Here is a 14,679-nt window from a genome sequence, read left to right on the forward strand (position 1 = left end):
CGGCGGTACGCCGCGTGAAGAGAGACCAGAAAATGGCTGAATACGACTTCGACGTTCTCGTGATCGGCTCCGGCCCCGGCGGCTATGTCGCCGCGATCCGTGCCGCGCAGCTTGGCCTGCGCACCGGCTGCGTCGAGAGCCGCGAGACTTTGGGCGGCACCTGCCTCAATATCGGCTGCATCCCGTCCAAGGCTTTGCTCAACGCCTCCGAGCTGTTCCACGAGGCCGCCTCGGGCGCGCTCGCCAAGCACGGCGTCAAGCTGGGCAGCGTCGAGCTCGATCTGCCCGCGATGATGGCCGACAAGGACAAGGCGGTGAAGGGTCTCACCGGAGGCATCGAGTTCCTGTTCAAGAAGAACAAGGTCGAATGGGTGAAGGGCCTCGGCACCTTCATCGACGCGCACACCGTCCAGGTTGGCGATCGCAACGTCACTGCGAAAAACGTGGTCATCGCCACCGGCTCGTCGGTCACGCCGCTCCCCGGCGTCGAGATCGACCAGAAGGTCGTCGTCGATTCGACCGGCGCGATCGCGCTGGAGAAGGTCCCCGAGCACATGGTCGTCATCGGCGGCGGCGTGATCGGGCTCGAGCTCGGCTCGGTCTGGCAGCGCCTCGGTGCGAAGGTCACCGTGGTCGAGTTCCTCGATCAATTGCTCCCCGGCATGGACGGCGAGGTCCGCAAGGAAGCCGCCAAGATCTTCAAGAAGCAAGGCATGGAGATCAAGCTCTCCACAAAGGTCACCGGTGTGCAGGTCAACGGCGGCAAGGCGACCGTCACGGTCGAGCCCGCCGCGGGTGGCACTGCAGAGACGATCGAAGCCGATGCCGTGCTCGTCTCGATCGGCCGCAAGCCCAACACCGACGGCCTCGGCCTCGACAAGATCGGGCTCGAAGTGAACAAGCGCGGCCAGGTCGAGACCGACCACAGTTTCCGCACGAAAGTCGACGGCGTCTGGGCGATCGGCGATGTCATCCCCGGCCCGATGCTCGCGCACAAGGCCGAGGACGAAGGCATCGCCGTCGCCGAGAACATCGCCGGGCTCACCGGCATCGTGAACCACGATGTGATCCCGAGCGTGGTCTATACCCATCCCGAAATCGCCGGCGTCGGCCTGACCGAAGAGCAGGCCAAGGAAAAGGGCGAGATCAAGGTCGGCAAGTTCCCGATGGCGGGCAACAGCCGCGCCAAGGCGATCGACGACACGGTCGGCTGGGTGAAGGTCATCGCCGACGCGAAGACCGATCGCGTGCTCGGCGCATGGATCATCACCAGCGTCGCCGGCACGATGATCGCGCAGGTCGCACAGGCGATGGAATTCGGCGCGACCAGCGAGGACATCGCCTACACCTGCCATGCCCACCCGACGCACAGCGAGGCGATCAAGGAAGCCGCGATGGGCGTGCTCGGCAAGCCGATCCACATCTGATGGCCATGCTCGGCGCGGCTTTGCTCTGGCTCGCCGCGCCGAACACGCTGCCTGCGTCGCAGGACGCGACGATCGCGGTGCCCACCGGGGATCCCGAAATGGCCACGGCGATCAAGGCGGCGCGCGCCGGCCTTCCCGTCTTCTTCGGCCACGCCACCGCGCCCGGCCCGGACGAGGGCGGCTACATGATCAAATACGATCTCCTCCCCGGCGCGCCGTCCGAGTTCATCTGGGCCGAAGTGGTCGCGCACAAGGGCGACATGACCACCGCGCGCCTGCTCAATGCGCCGCGCTCCGCCGGCTTCGCCAAGGGCCAGCAAGTCACCGTCCGCGACCGCGAAGTGATCGACTGGGCCTATTGGCGCGACGGCACGCTGGTCGGCGGCGCGACGATGCGGGTGCTGATCGCGCGCATGACCGCTGCCGAGGCCCGCGCGATGCGCGACCGGTTCGGCTGGTAGGCGCCACCGTTCGTCCCCTCGCGCGAATCCTTTCAGCCGGTCGCGCGAGAGACCATGGCCCTCCCCTGGGCTCTGCGCCCAACATCGGAGGCCGCGGCGTCGGTCGGCTTGCAATGTAGGATTTCGTCTGCTCGTGTCAGGCGGTCGGCAGCGCCGGCTGCTCTTTGACAATGTCGGTTCCGCACAAAGCCCGTCGCCGCGGCGCCTATCGCGTCGAAGTCCCATCCGCATCAGTGTCAGGTTAGTGTGACCTTCCGACGCGCAAGAACGAGCGGCGTGACAAGCGGGTTTCAACCGCGCCCCGTCAAATCTCGTGAAAAATGAGATATTTACCGATCTCGTATCCACCGCCGGCGCGTCGAGCGCAGTCATCTGATATCGGAGACGAAGGCCCCACCCTAGGCTTCGGGAACGGCGCGAACCTTCGGTTCGCCGAACCGCGCGATCGCCAGCGTCAGCACTGCGGCGATCAGCGCCGCCAGCCACAGCGCGTTCCATCCCCAGCGCATCTGGCTAGCCGCGCCCGACACGGCGCCGGCGAGGAAGCCGAGCCACAGCGCCAGATAGGGCACCCAGCTCCATCGATCGCGATCGCCCATCAGCGCGCCCGCCAGCTTCTGGCCGATCTTGACCAGCGATCCGGTCATGTAGGTCAGCCCGATCGTCACTTCGCCGTCGCGGTTGAACACGCCGTTCTCGGTGCCCATCGCCATGGCGAGCAGGACGAGCACCAGCGGCCCCGGCGTCACCGTGCCGACGATCGCCGCCAAGGTCAGCAGCGCAGTGACCACCGCCATCACCGCGGCCTTGTGCCGCTCTCCTGCCGCGCGGACGAGCACGCTCGACACGATCACGCCGCCGATGAAGCTCATCACCAGCGCGCCCGCGACCAGCGCGTCGCCGCCTTTCCCCGCGCCGAGCCCCACGCCCAGCCGCGTCGTATTGCCGCTCATGAACGAAGCGAAGAACCCGCCCAGGCTGGTGAAGGCGAGCGCATCGACGAAGCCCGCGAGCGCCGCCAGGCAGACGGCGACGGCGATGAGCGGCGATTCAGTCCGATGCATGCGCGCATCATGCCGCGCGGCGCCGCCCACCGCCACCCCGCGTTTGACCTCTCCGCGCCGACAGGAGAGAAAGCCGCCATGCAAATCCAGGTCGCCGTGCAGATCGGACCGATCCTCCCCTGGCTCGACATGTGCGGCATCGCCGTGTTCGCCGCGACCGGCGCGCTCTCGGCGACGCGGCGCGGACAGACCTTCGTTACTGCGGCCTTCTTCGCGCTGATCACCGGCGTCGGCGGCGGCACGGTGCGCGATCTCCTGATCGGCGCGCCGGTCTTCTGGGTGCACGACCCGAAGGTGGCGGCGCTGATCCTGGCGGTTGCGGTGGCGGTGTGGCTGACGCCGCAGCGCTGGTGGAGCGACCGCACTTTCGACTGGCTCGATGCCTTCGGGCTCGCCGCTTATGCCGCGTTCGGCGCCGCCAAGGCGATCGGCTACGGTATCCCGCCCATTCCTGCCGCTCTGATGGGCGTGATGACCGCATGTGTCGGCGGCATCATCCGCGACGTGCTGGTCGGCGAACCCTCGATCCTGATGCGCCCCGAGCTCTACGTCACCGCCGCCGCGCTCGCCTCCACGGTCTATGTCGGGCTGAGCCTCGCCGGCCTCACGCCGCTAGCCGCCGGCCTGATCGCCGCCGCCGCGGGCTTCGCGCTGCGCGCCGCCGCGATTGTATGGAAGATCCACCTGCCGGCCTATCGCGGACGGCGGTAAGGCTCAGGGCCGAACGACACCGACTTCGCTGAATTTCCGCGGCTCGACCGGCGGCACCACCGGCTCGTTGAGCTGGACCTGCCAGAAGCCGACATCGATCCACTGGCCGTGCTTGAAGCCGACCTCGCGATACACGCCCGCCCGGCGGAACCCCACCGCTTCGTGCAGCTTGATCGAGCGGTCGTTGGGCAGAGTGATCGCGCCGATCGCATGCACGAACCCCTGCGCCCGCAGCGTGGTGACCAGCGCTCCGTATAACAGGCGGCCCACGCCCGATCCGCTCGACGCGTCGGTCAAATAGATCGAGGTTTCGCAGACATAGCGATAGGCGGGGCGGTCGCGGAACTTGCTCGCATAGGCATATCCGATCACGCCGCCGTCGACATCTCCGTTGGTCGCGACCATCCACGGATAGAGCCCCTCGCTCGCCGCCATCCGCGTCCGCATCGCGCGCGCGTCGGGCGGATCGATCTCGAACGAAGCAGTGCCGGTGAGCACATGCGGCGCATAGATCGCCGCGATCGACGGCGCATCTTCGGGCGTAGCTGCGCGGATCGCGATCACAGGCCGATCCTCGCGATCAGCAGGTCGAGCAGGCTGCGGTCCTCCGCACGAACCACCGCCGGCCCCATCGCCATGCATTCGAGGCAGCGCGCCTGCACCGAACCGCCCAGCGCCAGCCGCCGGGCATCGCCCAGCGCCTGGCCGAGCAGCGCACGACGCTCGGCGGCGATCCGGCCGTAAAGGTCGGCACCCGCGGGCTGGTCCGCCCAGTCGCGATCATCGTCGTCGCCCGCCAGCACATCGCTAAAGAAGCGCGTCCACGCATCGGGCTCCTTCTCCAGATACACGGCATGGACGTTCTTCGGATCGAGCTTCGCCCGCGTCGCCGCTTCCGCGATCGCCGCGTCGATCCCGCCGAAACGATCGACCAGCTTCAACTGGTGCGCCACCCCGCCGATCCACACCCGGCCCTGCCCGATCTCGTCGACGCGCTGCGGCGTCAGCTTGCGCGATTGCGCGACCAGATTGATGAAGCGGCCATAGCCGCTCTCGATCGCCGCCTGCAGGATGCGATCGGTGGCCGGGTTGATCCCGCCCATCACGTCGGGCTGGCCGCTCAGCGGTGTCGTGCGCACGCCGTCGGTAGTCAGGCCGATCTTGGCGAGGCTGTTCTCGAACGAGGGCAGCACGCCGAAGATGCCGATCGATCCGGTGATCGTGCTCGGCTCGGCGAAGATCGTGTCGCCCGCTGTCGACACCCAATACCCACCGCTCGCCGCCAGGCTGCCCATCGAGACCACCACCGGCAGCCCCTGCGCCTTGGCCTGCAGGATCGCCTGGCGGATCTGCTCGGACGCCATCGCCGATCCGCCCGGCGAATCGACGCGCACCACCAGTGCCTTCAGTTTCTTCTCGGCCAGCCCCTTGAGCAGCAGTCCGCTCACCGTGTCGCCGGCGGCGGTGCCCGGTCCCGCCTTGCCGTCGACGATCTCGCCCGCGACGGTGATCACGCCGATCGCGTCGCCGCTCGTCGGCGCCGGATTGGCCTCGACCCAGTCGGCGAGCTTGATCGCCTTGAAATTGCCCGCCGGCTTGCCCGAGGGCGCACCGACGATCTCGGCGACGCGCTTGCCGAAGGCGAGCCGGTCACCAACTTTGTCGACCAGTCCATAAGCGAGGTTCGCCGCCGCGATGTCGCCCTTCGCGCCGACCACAACCTCGTCGGGCTTGCTCAGATAATCGGCGATCCGCGCCTTGGGGCGTGCCTTGGTCACGCCTTCCTGCCACTGGCTGAAGATCGCGCCGTACAGCGCCTGATTGGCCTCGCGCGCCTCGGGCGACATGTCGCTGCGGATATAGGGCTCGACCGCCGACTTGAACTTGCCGACCTTGTAGACGTGCGCATTGACGCCGAGCTTGTCCATCAGCCCCTTGTAATAGATCTGTGTGCCGCCCGGCCCGGCGAACAGGGTGCCGCCCAGCGGATTGACCCAGATCTCGCTGGCGTTCGCGGCGAGCGCATAGCCGTCATCGGTATAGCCGGTGGCGTAAGCGAGCACTTTCTTGCCGCTCGCTCGGACGCGGCCGACCGCGTCGGCCACTTCGGTGATCGTCGCCGGATAGCCGCCCATGAACCGGTCGAGATCGAGCACCACTGCCTTGACGCGGTCGTCGGTCCGCGCCGCGTCGAGCGCGCGCACCACGTCGCGCAGCCGGTGCTGCTTGGCCACCTCGCCGCCGCCGAAGCGCGCGAACGGATCGGGCTGTTCGGGCTGCTCGACGATCGTCCCGTCGAGCGCCATCACCAGCGCCCCGTCATGAATCGCCGCCTTGTTGGGCCGATACGACAGCGCCGCGAACAGCCCCGCGAAGAACAGCAACATCAGCATCAGGACGAGGAAGTCCTTGATGCCCACCAGAATCTTCCACGCGCCCCGAACCAGTCTCACCTGCGCCGCTCCTTCATTGTGCCTTCCTGCTACCGGATGGCACCGGGCGAGTAAACGGCGTGTGTATTATCGGCGCAATACAGGGTCGCTCAGCGCACCACAGCCCTGGTGTAGAGATGCCAGGTCGCATAGCCGAGCACCGGCAGCACCACCGCCAGCCCCACGAAGAACGGGATCGACCCGATCACCAGCAATGCCGCGACGATCACGCCCCAGCGCAGCATCACGCCCTTGTTCGCCATCACCGCCATTCGGGAGGTGTGGAGGGCGGTGCGGGCGTCAACATCGGTGTCAACCAGCATCGGCATCGACACGACGCTGATCGTCAGCACCAGAGCGGCGAAGGCGAGCCCCGCCAGGTTGCCCAGCACGATCAGCGTCCAGCCCTCGGGCGTGGTGAACAAGCGCGTCGCGAAGGCGGATATGCTCTCCGGCGCAGGCCCGATCAGCGCGGTGTAGAGGCTCATCGCGACCACCAGCCAGGCGAAGAAGATCAGCAGCAGCAGCCCCGTCACCGCCATGAACGCGTCGAACGATGGCCGCCGCACCACGTCGAAGAAATGCGACCAGCCGGAAGGCAACCCCTGCTCGCGCCGCCGCGCCAGCTCGTAGAAGCCCGATGCCGCGACCGGCCCGAGCAGGCTGAGCCCCGCCGCGAGCGGGAAAAACAGGGGAATGAGCGGCCCGCCCAATGCGATCACCGCCGCGAGAAAGCCCACCGCCGGATAAATGATGCCGACGAAGATCAGGTCGCCGCGATGCGCGACGAAATCCGCCCAGCCCTGGCGCAGCGAATCGCGCAGATCGGCGGTTTCCAGGATGCGGACGTCATACGCCTCCGCAGGGCGTTCGGCACGTTCGATACGAGCGACAGTCATGACGCGCTCCTTCGGTGTCCCCGGCACGCCGATTGTACGCCTGTCGCGGGCGATAAGCGAATCGATTACAGCCGCCCATGCCGGCACGGGCTAATGGATTGGCGCACGTCACGGAGGCCCGCATGGTCGATCCCGCCCGCTCCACCGCTGCCGACAACCCGATCGGTCCGCCGTCGCCGCAGCTTGCGACGCAAGCCCAGCTCGCGATCAGCGCAAACCGCCTGCCCGGCGGCAGCGTCGACGTGCAGGGCCTTGCCGCCAGCGTCGAACGTGCACGGCAGGACACCCCCAGACCGCCGGGTGGGTCGAGGCCGAGATCGATCGCAGCCTCACGCCCGTCGAACGCGGCGAACTCGCCCGCGCACTGGACGGCGACGCCAGCGCAGGCGCCACGCCGCCGGCGGCCGCGAACGATGCCGGCCCCAATCCGGTCGAGCTCGGGCTCGATCTCACCCAGCTCGCGCTCGACATCACCGGCATCATCGAGCCGACGCCCATTTCCGACGGCAGCAACACGTTGATCTCGGCGGGCCGCGCGATCGGCTCGCTTTTCTCCGGCGATTTCGGCGGCGCTGGCGGCCATGCGCTGAACGGCGTACTCTCGGCCGCCGGCATCCTCCCCTATCTCGGCGACGCGGCCAAGGCGGGCAAGGTCGGCAAATGGGCGCAGACGGTCAGCGACTCGGTCGCCGCGGTTGTCGCCAATCCGGCGCTGCGCGGCGCGCTCGAGCCGGCGCTGCGGCAGGTCAAGAATGCCGTCGATGCGATCCCGCAGGGCGCGATCGACGCGCTCCCCGGCAGCGCGCGCGACGCGATCAACCGCATGAAAGGCCAGCTCGACGAGTTCTTCGGCGCGGGCACAAGGCAAGCGGACGAAGGCATCTATACGGGCACCGTCCGCGGCCAGAGCGTCGAACTGCGCGGCGTCGACTCGGTCTCGGTCAATTATGTGAAGCGCGACCGCGTCGAATATGCCGCCCTCCGCCGCGACTTCGACTCGACCGTGCGCGGCGATTTCCTCCGCGATCTCGCCGGCGATCCGGCCAAGGTCGATGCGCTGCGCCGTGCGGGGCTCGACCAGGCGGCGATCGACCGCATCGCCTCGGGCCGGGTGCCGCAAGGCTGGCAGGTCCATCACAAGCTGCCGCTCGACGATGGCGGCACCAACAGCTTCGACAATCTCGTGCTGATCAAGAACGACCCGCACCATCTCGCGCTCACCAACGCCCAGCGCACCCTGGTCGGTGATCTCGCGGTCGGGCAGAGCCGGCAGATAGACTTCCCGATACCCCGCGGTTTCGTCTATCCTCCAACGCCGTGAAGGATCGCACGGGACGCTGAACGCCGATGGCCGGAGAAAATGGCATGGACGCAGTGATAGTGGCGGCGCGCGACGCGCAAGTGGCGGTCGGCGAGATCGTCCAGTCCGGCGCCGACGAAGCGCGGATCGCGGCGCTTCGCACGGCACTCCAGCGCGCGTTCGGAGCGACGCTCCCCGACGATTATGCCGCGCTGCTGCGCCGTTCGGACGGCGTGGATTTCGACGGCCTCGTGCTCTACGGCAGCTGGCAGAGCGAGGCGACGCCCGGCCCCGGCGGCTTCTGGCAGGGTCTGGTTGCCGCCAACAAGCTGTGGCGCGAAGGCCCCGCCCACGATGCGTACCTCGTCCTCGGCGAAACCGATATCGACCTGTTCACCGTCGACCTCGACGGCAGCAACCCGGTGCTCCGCGACAAGGTCTCGAGCGACGTCAACGAAACCTTCCCCAGCGTCGGCGCCGCGATCCAGCGCCTGCTCGCGACCCGCGGTTGAGGCCTACCGTGCTTCGGCGAAGGCCGGAGCGCCGAGTGTCTGAGGACGTCGCTTGCGGCTGGGTCGCTTGATCGGTCGGGCAAAAGATTCCGTCGCATCCCCGTTGACGAACGCTCCCGGGCTCCGCATATCCCCGGTCGTTAGCACTCGCCCAAAGTGAGTGCTAAACCCCGTTCAACCCAAATAGAGGATCGCAGCGCAATGAGCTTTCGTCCGTTGCATGACCGCGTGCTCGTCCGTCGTGTCGAAGCCGAGGAAAAGACCGCAGGCGGGATCATCATCCCCGACACGGCCAAGGAAAAGCCGCAGGAAGGCGAAGTCGTCTCCGTCGGCACCGGCACCAAGTCCGAGGACGGCAAGGTGACTCCGCTCGACGTCAAGGCCGGCGACCGCATCCTGTTCGGCAAATGGTCGGGCACCGAGGTCAAGGTCAATGGTGAGGACCTCCTCATCATGAAGGAATCCGACATCCTCGGGATCGTCGGCTAATTTTTCCCCGTTCGCCCTGAGCTTGTCGAAGGGCGCGCTGCCGCGAGCGTATCGCGGGTGGAGGGCTGGGCTTCGACAAGCTCAGCCCGAACGGAAATTCTATTAAAGGAGCCAAGTACATGGCAGCCAAGGACGTTAAATTCAGCCGCGACGCGCGCGAACGCATCCTGCGCGGCGTCGATATCCTCGCCGACGCAGTCAAGGTCACGCTGGGGCCGAAGGGCCGCAACGTCGTCATCGACAAGTCGTTCGGTGCGCCCCGCATCACCAAGGACGGCGTCACCGTCGCCAAGGAAATCGAACTCAAGGACAAGTTCGAGAACATGGGCGCGCAGATGCTGCGCGAAGTCGCGTCGAAGACCAACGACGTCGCCGGTGACGGCACCACCACCGCCACCGTGCTCGCCCAGGCGATCGTCCGCGAGGGCATGAAGTCGGTCGCCGCCGGCATGAACCCGATGGACCTGAAGCGCGGCATCGACATCGCCGTCCTCAAGGTCGTCGAGGACCTCAAGGCGCGCTCCAAGCCGGTCGCCGGCACCAAGGAAATCGCCCAGGTCGGCATCATCTCGGCTAACGGCGACACCATTGTCGGCGAGAAGATCGCCGAAGCGATGGAGAAGGTCGGCAAGGAAGGTGTGATCACCGTCGAGGAAGCCAAGGGTCTCGATTTCGAGCTCGACGTCGTCGAGGGCATGCAGTTCGACCGCGGCTATCTGTCGCCGTACTTCATCACCAACCCGGACAAGATGACGGTCGAGCTCAACGATCCGTACATCCTGATCCACGAGAAGAAGCTGTCGAATCTGCAGGCGATGCTCCCGATTCTGGAAGCCGTCGTCCAGTCGGGCCGTCCGCTGCTGATCATCGCCGAGGACATCGAGGGCGAGGCCCTGGCCACGCTCGTCGTCAACAAGCTGCGCGGCGGCCTCAAGGTCGCAGCGGTCAAGGCGCCGGGCTTCGGTGATCGCCGCAAGGCGATGCTCGAGGACATCGCGATCCTCACCAAGGGCGAAGTCATCTCGGAAGACCTCGGCATCAAGCTCGAGAGCGTCACGCTCGGCATGCTCGGCACCGCCAAGCGCGTCTCGATCGACAAGGACAACACCACCATCGTCGATGGCGCCGGTGATGCCGATGCGATCAAGGGCCGCACCGAGGCGATCCGCCAGCAGATCGAGAACACCACCAGCGATTACGACCGCGAGAAGCTCCAGGAGCGTCTCGCCAAGCTCGCCGGCGGTGTTGCCGTGATCAAGGTCGGCGGTTCGACCGAGGTCGAGGTCAAGGAGCGCAAGGATCGCGTCGACGACGCGCTGCACGCGACCCGCGCTGCGGTCGAGGAAGGCATCGTCCCCGGCGGCGGTACGGCTCTGCTGTACGCGACCAAGGCGATCGAAGGCCTCAAGGGCGCCAATGACGACCAGACCCGCGGCATCGACATCATCCGCAAGGCGCTCTACGCGCCGATCCGCCAGATCGCGTCGAACGCGGGTCATGACGGTGCGGTGATCTCGGGCAAGCTGCTCGACGGCAACGACGACAATCTCGGCTTCAACGCCCAGACCGACGTCTATGAGAACCTGGTTGCGGCCGGCGTGATCGATCCGACCAAGGTCGTCCGCACCGCGCTGCAGGATGCGGCCTCGGTCGCCGGCCTGCTCATCACCACCGAAGCGGCGGTGAGCGAGCTGCCGGAAGACAAGCCCGCCATGCCCATGGGCGGCGGCGGCATGGGCGGCATGGGCGGCATGGACTTCTGATCGGGAACGGCCTGAATTAGCCGCGCTAATTCGGGACTCGTTCCGATCCGGACGAGGGCACGCAGCGCAAGCTGCCGAACCCGTCCGACGTCCGGCACGGGCTTTGCCCGCGCCTGCCAGGTCGAACAAATGCGAAGGGCCGGGGAAACCCGGCCCTTCTGCTTTTCCGGGCGGTTTTTGCGACGAAGCCGGCCCGCGGGTCTTGACCCGAAGCGCCGGATCATGAACGCGCAATGACAAAATAATGAAGAGGTCGCGTACGTGTTCAATTGGTTCGCCGGACGGTTGCGTTGTGTCGGTGGCAAGCATGATCGCTCGGAAAAGCATATCGAGCGTGCCGGGAAGGACGATCGTTTCGTCAGCAAGTGCCGCTTCTGCGGAACCCCTGCGCCGCCGCGCCAAGCGCGACTGGGTGGTGATCTCGCGCGCCGAATATCGCGATGTCCGCCGTGGCGCCTCCGGCCGGGGTGTGTTGGCCCCTTAACCCAACAAAGCGCTTTCCTCGCGCCCGAAAGCACGACAGATTGCCGGCTTCCAAACCAGCGCCGAGCCTAGCGGCGCCCTCTTTCGGGGAAGCCTTTGATGACCGAACTGACTCGCCGCGATGCGCTGGCTGCAGGTGCGCTCGCGTCTCTCGCCACGTCACTGCCTGCCTGGGCGCAGAATGCCGCGCAGGCCGCCGCTGGCGCCGCGGCATGGGACCTGACCGAGATCTACCCCAACGATGCCGCCTGGGACGCGGCGCGCAAGGGTGCGCTGGCGGCGCTTCCTGCAATCGTCAAATATAAAGGCCGGCTGGGCGAGAGCGCCGCGACGCTCGCCGAAGCGCTGGCTCTCCAGTCCGATCTCGGCAAGACGATCGGCCGGGTCTACACCTATGTCAGCCTGAAGAGCGACGAGGACGTCCGCGTCGCCGCGTGGCAGGAGAAGCAGGCCCAGGCGATCGACCTGTACACGGCGTTCGGTGAAGCGACGGCGTGGTTCGCGCCCGAGATCCTGACGATCGACAAGGCGAAGATCCAGGGCTTCATCGCCGCCGATCCGGCGCTCAAGTCGCGCTTCGACTTCTATCTGGCCAATATCGTCCGCCAGGCCGAGCACACGCTTTCGCCCGAGGGCGAGGCGCTCCTCGCGAGCGCGACTGCGCCGCTGCAGGCGCCCGGCGACATTTCCGGCCAGCTCCGCTCGTCGGACATTCCGTGGCCGACGATCAAGCTGTCCGACGGCAAGCAGGTCCGGCTCGACAGCCAAGGCTATACGCTCAACCGCGACGCGCCCAACCGCGCCGATCGCAAGGCCGTGTTCGATGCCTTCTGGGGTGCGCACGGCAAGTTCCAGAACTCGTTCGGCGCCACCTACAATGCCAAGGTCAAGGGCGACATCTTCACTGCCAAGGCGCGCAAATACCCGACCTCGCTCGCCGCCGCGCTCTCCGGCAACAACGTGCCCGAGGCGGTCTATCGCACCCTGGTCGCCGAGACGAACAAGGGCCTGCCGCAGCTGCACCGCTATTTCGAGCTGCGCCGGCGGATGCTCAACCTCCCCGACATCGCTTATTACGACATCTATCCGCCTCTGGTGTCGCTCGACCGCAACTTCACGCTCGACCAGATGCGCACGCTGACGCTCGAGGCGGTCAAGCCGCTCGGCCCCGATTACCAGGCGCGCATCGCCAAGGCGACTGCGGCGAAGTGGATGGATCCATGGCCGCGCGAGGGCAAAAGGCCCGGCGCCTATATGAACCCCGGCGCGTACGAAGTGCATCCCTATCTGCTGCTCAACCTCTCCGAGAAATATGACGGACTGAGCACCTATGCGCACGAATGGGGCCATGCGCTGCACTCGCTGCTCGCCAATGCCGCGCAGCCTTATGAAAAGGCCGATTATCCGATCTTCCTCGCCGAGATCGCCTCGACCGCCAACGAGCAGTTGCTGGTCGCGTACATGCTGAAGAACGCCAAGACCAAGGAGGAGAAGCTCTTCTATCTCGGCCAGCAGATGGAGAATTTCCGCGGCACCTTCTATCGCCAGACGATGTTCGCCGAGTTCGAGCTGAAGGCGCACGACCTGGCCGAGGCGGGCGAAGGCCTGTCGGGCAAGAAATTCACGGACGTCTATTTCGACCTGCTGAAGCGCTATCACGGGCCCAAAATGGGCCTGGATCCGGCCTATGGGAACGAATGGGCGTTCATCCCGCACTTCTACAACAGCTTCTACGTCTATCAGTACGCAACCTGCATCGCGGCCGCGACCTATTTCGCCCAGGCGATCCTGAAGGGCGGCGCGAAGGAGCGCGACAATTATCTGTCGGTGCTGAAGGCGGGCGGCTCGGACTATCCGGTCGACATCCTCAAGCGCGCCGGGCTCGATATGGCGTCGCCGGCGCCGTACCAGGCGCTGGTCGCGACGTTCAAGGACACGCTCGACCAGGCCGAGGCGTTGCTGGCCTGACGAGCCGGCGAGCGCGGCCGGACGCCGCGCTCGCCCGCTCGTCACCGCTTCATCGCCTCGATGATCTTCCTGATGTCCTGGCTGCGCCCGCGCGGAAGGACGAGAACGTCGTCTCCGGCCGCCACCACGATCAGATCGCGCACCCCGACCAGCGCGATGCGCTTGCCCTTCTCGCTGCGGACGAGGCAATTCTCCGCGTCGATCAGGACGACGTCGCCGCGGCTGACATTGCCTTGCGCATCGCATTCGCTGATCGCGTGGAGCGCGTCCCAGCTGCCGACGTCGCTCCATCCCATCGCGACCGGAACCACCGCCACGCGCGGCGCCTTCTCCATCACCGCATAGTCGATCGAATCCGACGGAGATCGCGCGAATTCCTCCGCATCGGGCCAGATGCGCTTGTCCTCGCGTCGCGCTTTTTCCATTGCCCGCTGCGCCGCCACCAGCATGGCGGGCGCGTAGACGCTCAGCGCGCCCAGATACATGTCGGCGCGGAACAGGAAGATGCCGCCGTTCCAGGCGTGATCGCCCGAGGCGAGCATCGCTTCCGCCTTGTCGCGCGGCGGCTTTTCCACGAAGCGTTCGACGCGGTGCACGCCATCGCCAAGCGCCTCGCCGACCTTGATCCAGCCATAGCCGGTCTCGGGCGCGTCCGGCGCGATGCCGAAGGTGACCAGCCACCCCTCCTGCACGAGCGGCAGCGCCGCGTGGATCGCCGCGTGAAAGGCGTCCACATCGGCGATGACGTGATCCGACGGCATCACGAGAATAGGATCGCTCCCACCCCCGCGGCGATCGCCGCGAGCGCGATGGCGGGCGCGGTGTTACGCCCCATCGGCTCGAGGATCAGCGCCTGCGCCCTGGCCTCGACAGCGGCGAGTTGCTCTTCGACCTGATCGGCATGGAGGGCGTTCGCAACGACGATGGGGCGGGCGAAACGCTCGCCCGTCGTGCGCTGCGCGGTCAATTGCAGCATCGTCTCCTCGGCGGTCAGCGGCAGGAGCTGCTTGGGCTGTTCGGGACGCGACAACGGCCACAGCCGGGTCCCCGATCCTCCCGAGAGGATCACGGGAATGATCGGCTTGGCTTCCGGCATGACGAATGGCTCCCTGATTAGGCTGTAGATATAGGTACTTGCCCCGCGAACTAAACGATGTGCGCGTGAAACGG

12 protein-coding genes and 1 pseudogene are annotated in these 14,679 nt (G+C 66.7%); 8 read left to right on the forward strand and 5 right to left on the reverse strand.

The genetic code is table 11. From position 1 onward, the window contains the following. Positions 1-32 precede the first annotated feature (32 nt). Both lpdA and PIB19_RS11925 read left to right on the forward strand, forming a co-directional pair. Positions 33-1,427: a dihydrolipoyl dehydrogenase gene (gene lpdA, locus PIB19_RS11920; RefSeq protein ID WP_271237533.1), complete on the forward strand. Its 1,395-nt coding sequence runs from the start codon at positions 33-35 to the stop codon at positions 1,425-1,427. Next, positions 1,427-1,888: a DUF2314 domain-containing protein gene (locus PIB19_RS11925; RefSeq protein WP_271237534.1), complete on the forward strand. Its 462-nt coding sequence runs from the start codon at positions 1,427-1,429 to the stop codon at positions 1,886-1,888. The genes lpdA and PIB19_RS11925 overlap by 1 nt, the downstream gene beginning before the upstream one ends. A 398-nt stretch (positions 1,889-2,286) precedes the next feature. Here PIB19_RS11925 and PIB19_RS11930 read toward each other — a convergent pair whose 3' ends face one another. Then, on the reverse strand, positions 2,287-2,952 hold the full coding sequence (locus PIB19_RS11930; protein ID WP_271237535.1) for a YoaK family protein: 666 nt from the start codon (positions 2,950-2,952) through the stop codon (positions 2,287-2,289). Positions 2,953-3,030: 78 nt separating this feature from the next. Here PIB19_RS11930 and PIB19_RS11935 point away from each other — a divergent pair, with 78 nt between their 5' ends. Continuing rightward, on the forward strand, positions 3,031-3,663 hold the full coding sequence (locus PIB19_RS11935) for a trimeric intracellular cation channel family protein (RefSeq protein WP_271237536.1): 633 nt from the start codon (positions 3,031-3,033) through the stop codon (positions 3,661-3,663). Between the two features lie 3 nt (positions 3,664-3,666). On the opposite strand, the gene PIB19_RS11940 is transcribed toward PIB19_RS11935, so the two are convergent. From PIB19_RS11940 to PIB19_RS11950, 3 genes are all read right to left on the reverse strand, one after another. Then, positions 3,667-4,227 carry a GNAT family N-acetyltransferase gene (locus PIB19_RS11940; protein WP_271237537.1) on the reverse strand — a complete coding sequence of 187 codons (561 nt, stop codon included), beginning with the start codon at positions 4,225-4,227 and terminating at the stop codon, positions 3,667-3,669. Next, positions 4,224-6,116: a signal peptide peptidase SppA gene (gene sppA / locus PIB19_RS11945; RefSeq protein ID WP_271237538.1), complete on the reverse strand. Its 1,893-nt coding sequence runs from the start codon at positions 6,114-6,116 to the stop codon at positions 4,224-4,226. Before sppA ends, PIB19_RS11940 begins: the two co-directional genes overlap by 4 nt. An 89-nt stretch (positions 6,117-6,205) precedes the next feature. After that, entirely contained in the window at positions 6,206-6,994 is a 789-nt protein-coding gene (locus PIB19_RS11950) for a DUF2189 domain-containing protein (protein ID WP_271237539.1), read from the reverse strand. A 517-nt stretch (positions 6,995-7,511) separates the two neighbouring features. Between PIB19_RS11950 and PIB19_RS11955 the strand changes: the two genes are divergently transcribed. From PIB19_RS11955 to pepF, 5 genes are all read left to right on the forward strand, one after another. After that, positions 7,512-8,315, forward strand: coding sequence for a hypothetical protein (locus tag PIB19_RS11955; RefSeq protein ID WP_271237540.1), 804 nt, complete (start codon positions 7,512-7,514; stop codon positions 8,313-8,315). 44 nt (positions 8,316-8,359) lie between these two features. Then, a complete protein-coding gene (locus PIB19_RS11960; protein WP_271237541.1) occupies positions 8,360-8,806 on the forward strand; it encodes a YrhA family protein in 447 nt (148 codons plus the stop codon). Positions 8,807-9,007: 201 nt separating this feature from the next. Then, positions 9,008-9,295, forward strand: a complete 288-nt coding sequence (gene groES / locus PIB19_RS11965) for a co-chaperone GroES (RefSeq protein WP_271237542.1) — start codon at positions 9,008-9,010, stop codon at positions 9,293-9,295. Between the two features lie 119 nt (positions 9,296-9,414). Beyond that, complete coding sequence (groL, locus tag PIB19_RS11970; RefSeq protein WP_271237543.1) at positions 9,415-11,058, forward strand: chaperonin GroEL; 1,644 nt, start codon at positions 9,415-9,417, stop codon at positions 11,056-11,058. Between the two features lie 582 nt (positions 11,059-11,640). Continuing rightward, positions 11,641-13,509, forward strand: coding sequence for an oligoendopeptidase F (gene pepF, locus PIB19_RS11975; RefSeq protein ID WP_271237544.1), 1,869 nt, complete (start codon positions 11,641-11,643; stop codon positions 13,507-13,509). Between the two features lie 41 nt (positions 13,510-13,550). On the opposite strand, the pseudogene PIB19_RS11980 reads toward pepF, so the two are convergent. Beyond that, positions 13,551-14,605: pseudogene (locus PIB19_RS11980) on the reverse strand (mannose-1-phosphate guanylyltransferase/mannose-6-phosphate isomerase). Positions 14,606-14,679 lie beyond the last annotated feature (74 nt).

It is taken from the genome of Sphingomonas sp. 7/4-4 (assembly GCF_027941955.1).
Classification (GTDB): domain Bacteria; phylum Pseudomonadota; class Alphaproteobacteria; order Sphingomonadales; family Sphingomonadaceae; genus Sphingomonas.

Coding starts and splice junctions, on each gene's coding strand:
- lpdA (WP_271237533.1), top strand. CDS start 33: ATGGCTGAATACGACTTCGACGTTCTCGTGATCGGCTCCGGCCCCGGC.
- PIB19_RS11925 (WP_271237534.1), top strand. CDS start 1,427: ATGGCCATGCTCGGCGCGGCTTTGCTCTGGCTCGCCGCGCCGAACACG.
- PIB19_RS11930 (WP_271237535.1), bottom strand. CDS start 2,952: ATGCATCGGACTGAATCGCCGCTCATCGCCGTCGCCGTCTGCCTGGCG.
- PIB19_RS11935 (WP_271237536.1), top strand. CDS start 3,031: ATGCAAATCCAGGTCGCCGTGCAGATCGGACCGATCCTCCCCTGGCTC.
- PIB19_RS11950 (WP_271237539.1), bottom strand. CDS start 6,994: ATGACTGTCGCTCGTATCGAACGTGCCGAACGCCCTGCGGAGGCGTAT.
- PIB19_RS11960 (WP_271237541.1), top strand. CDS start 8,360: ATGGACGCAGTGATAGTGGCGGCGCGCGACGCGCAAGTGGCGGTCGGC.
- groES (WP_271237542.1), top strand. CDS start 9,008: ATGAGCTTTCGTCCGTTGCATGACCGCGTGCTCGTCCGTCGTGTCGAA.
- groL (WP_271237543.1), top strand. CDS start 9,415: ATGGCAGCCAAGGACGTTAAATTCAGCCGCGACGCGCGCGAACGCATC.
- pepF (WP_271237544.1), top strand. CDS start 11,641: ATGACCGAACTGACTCGCCGCGATGCGCTGGCTGCAGGTGCGCTCGCG.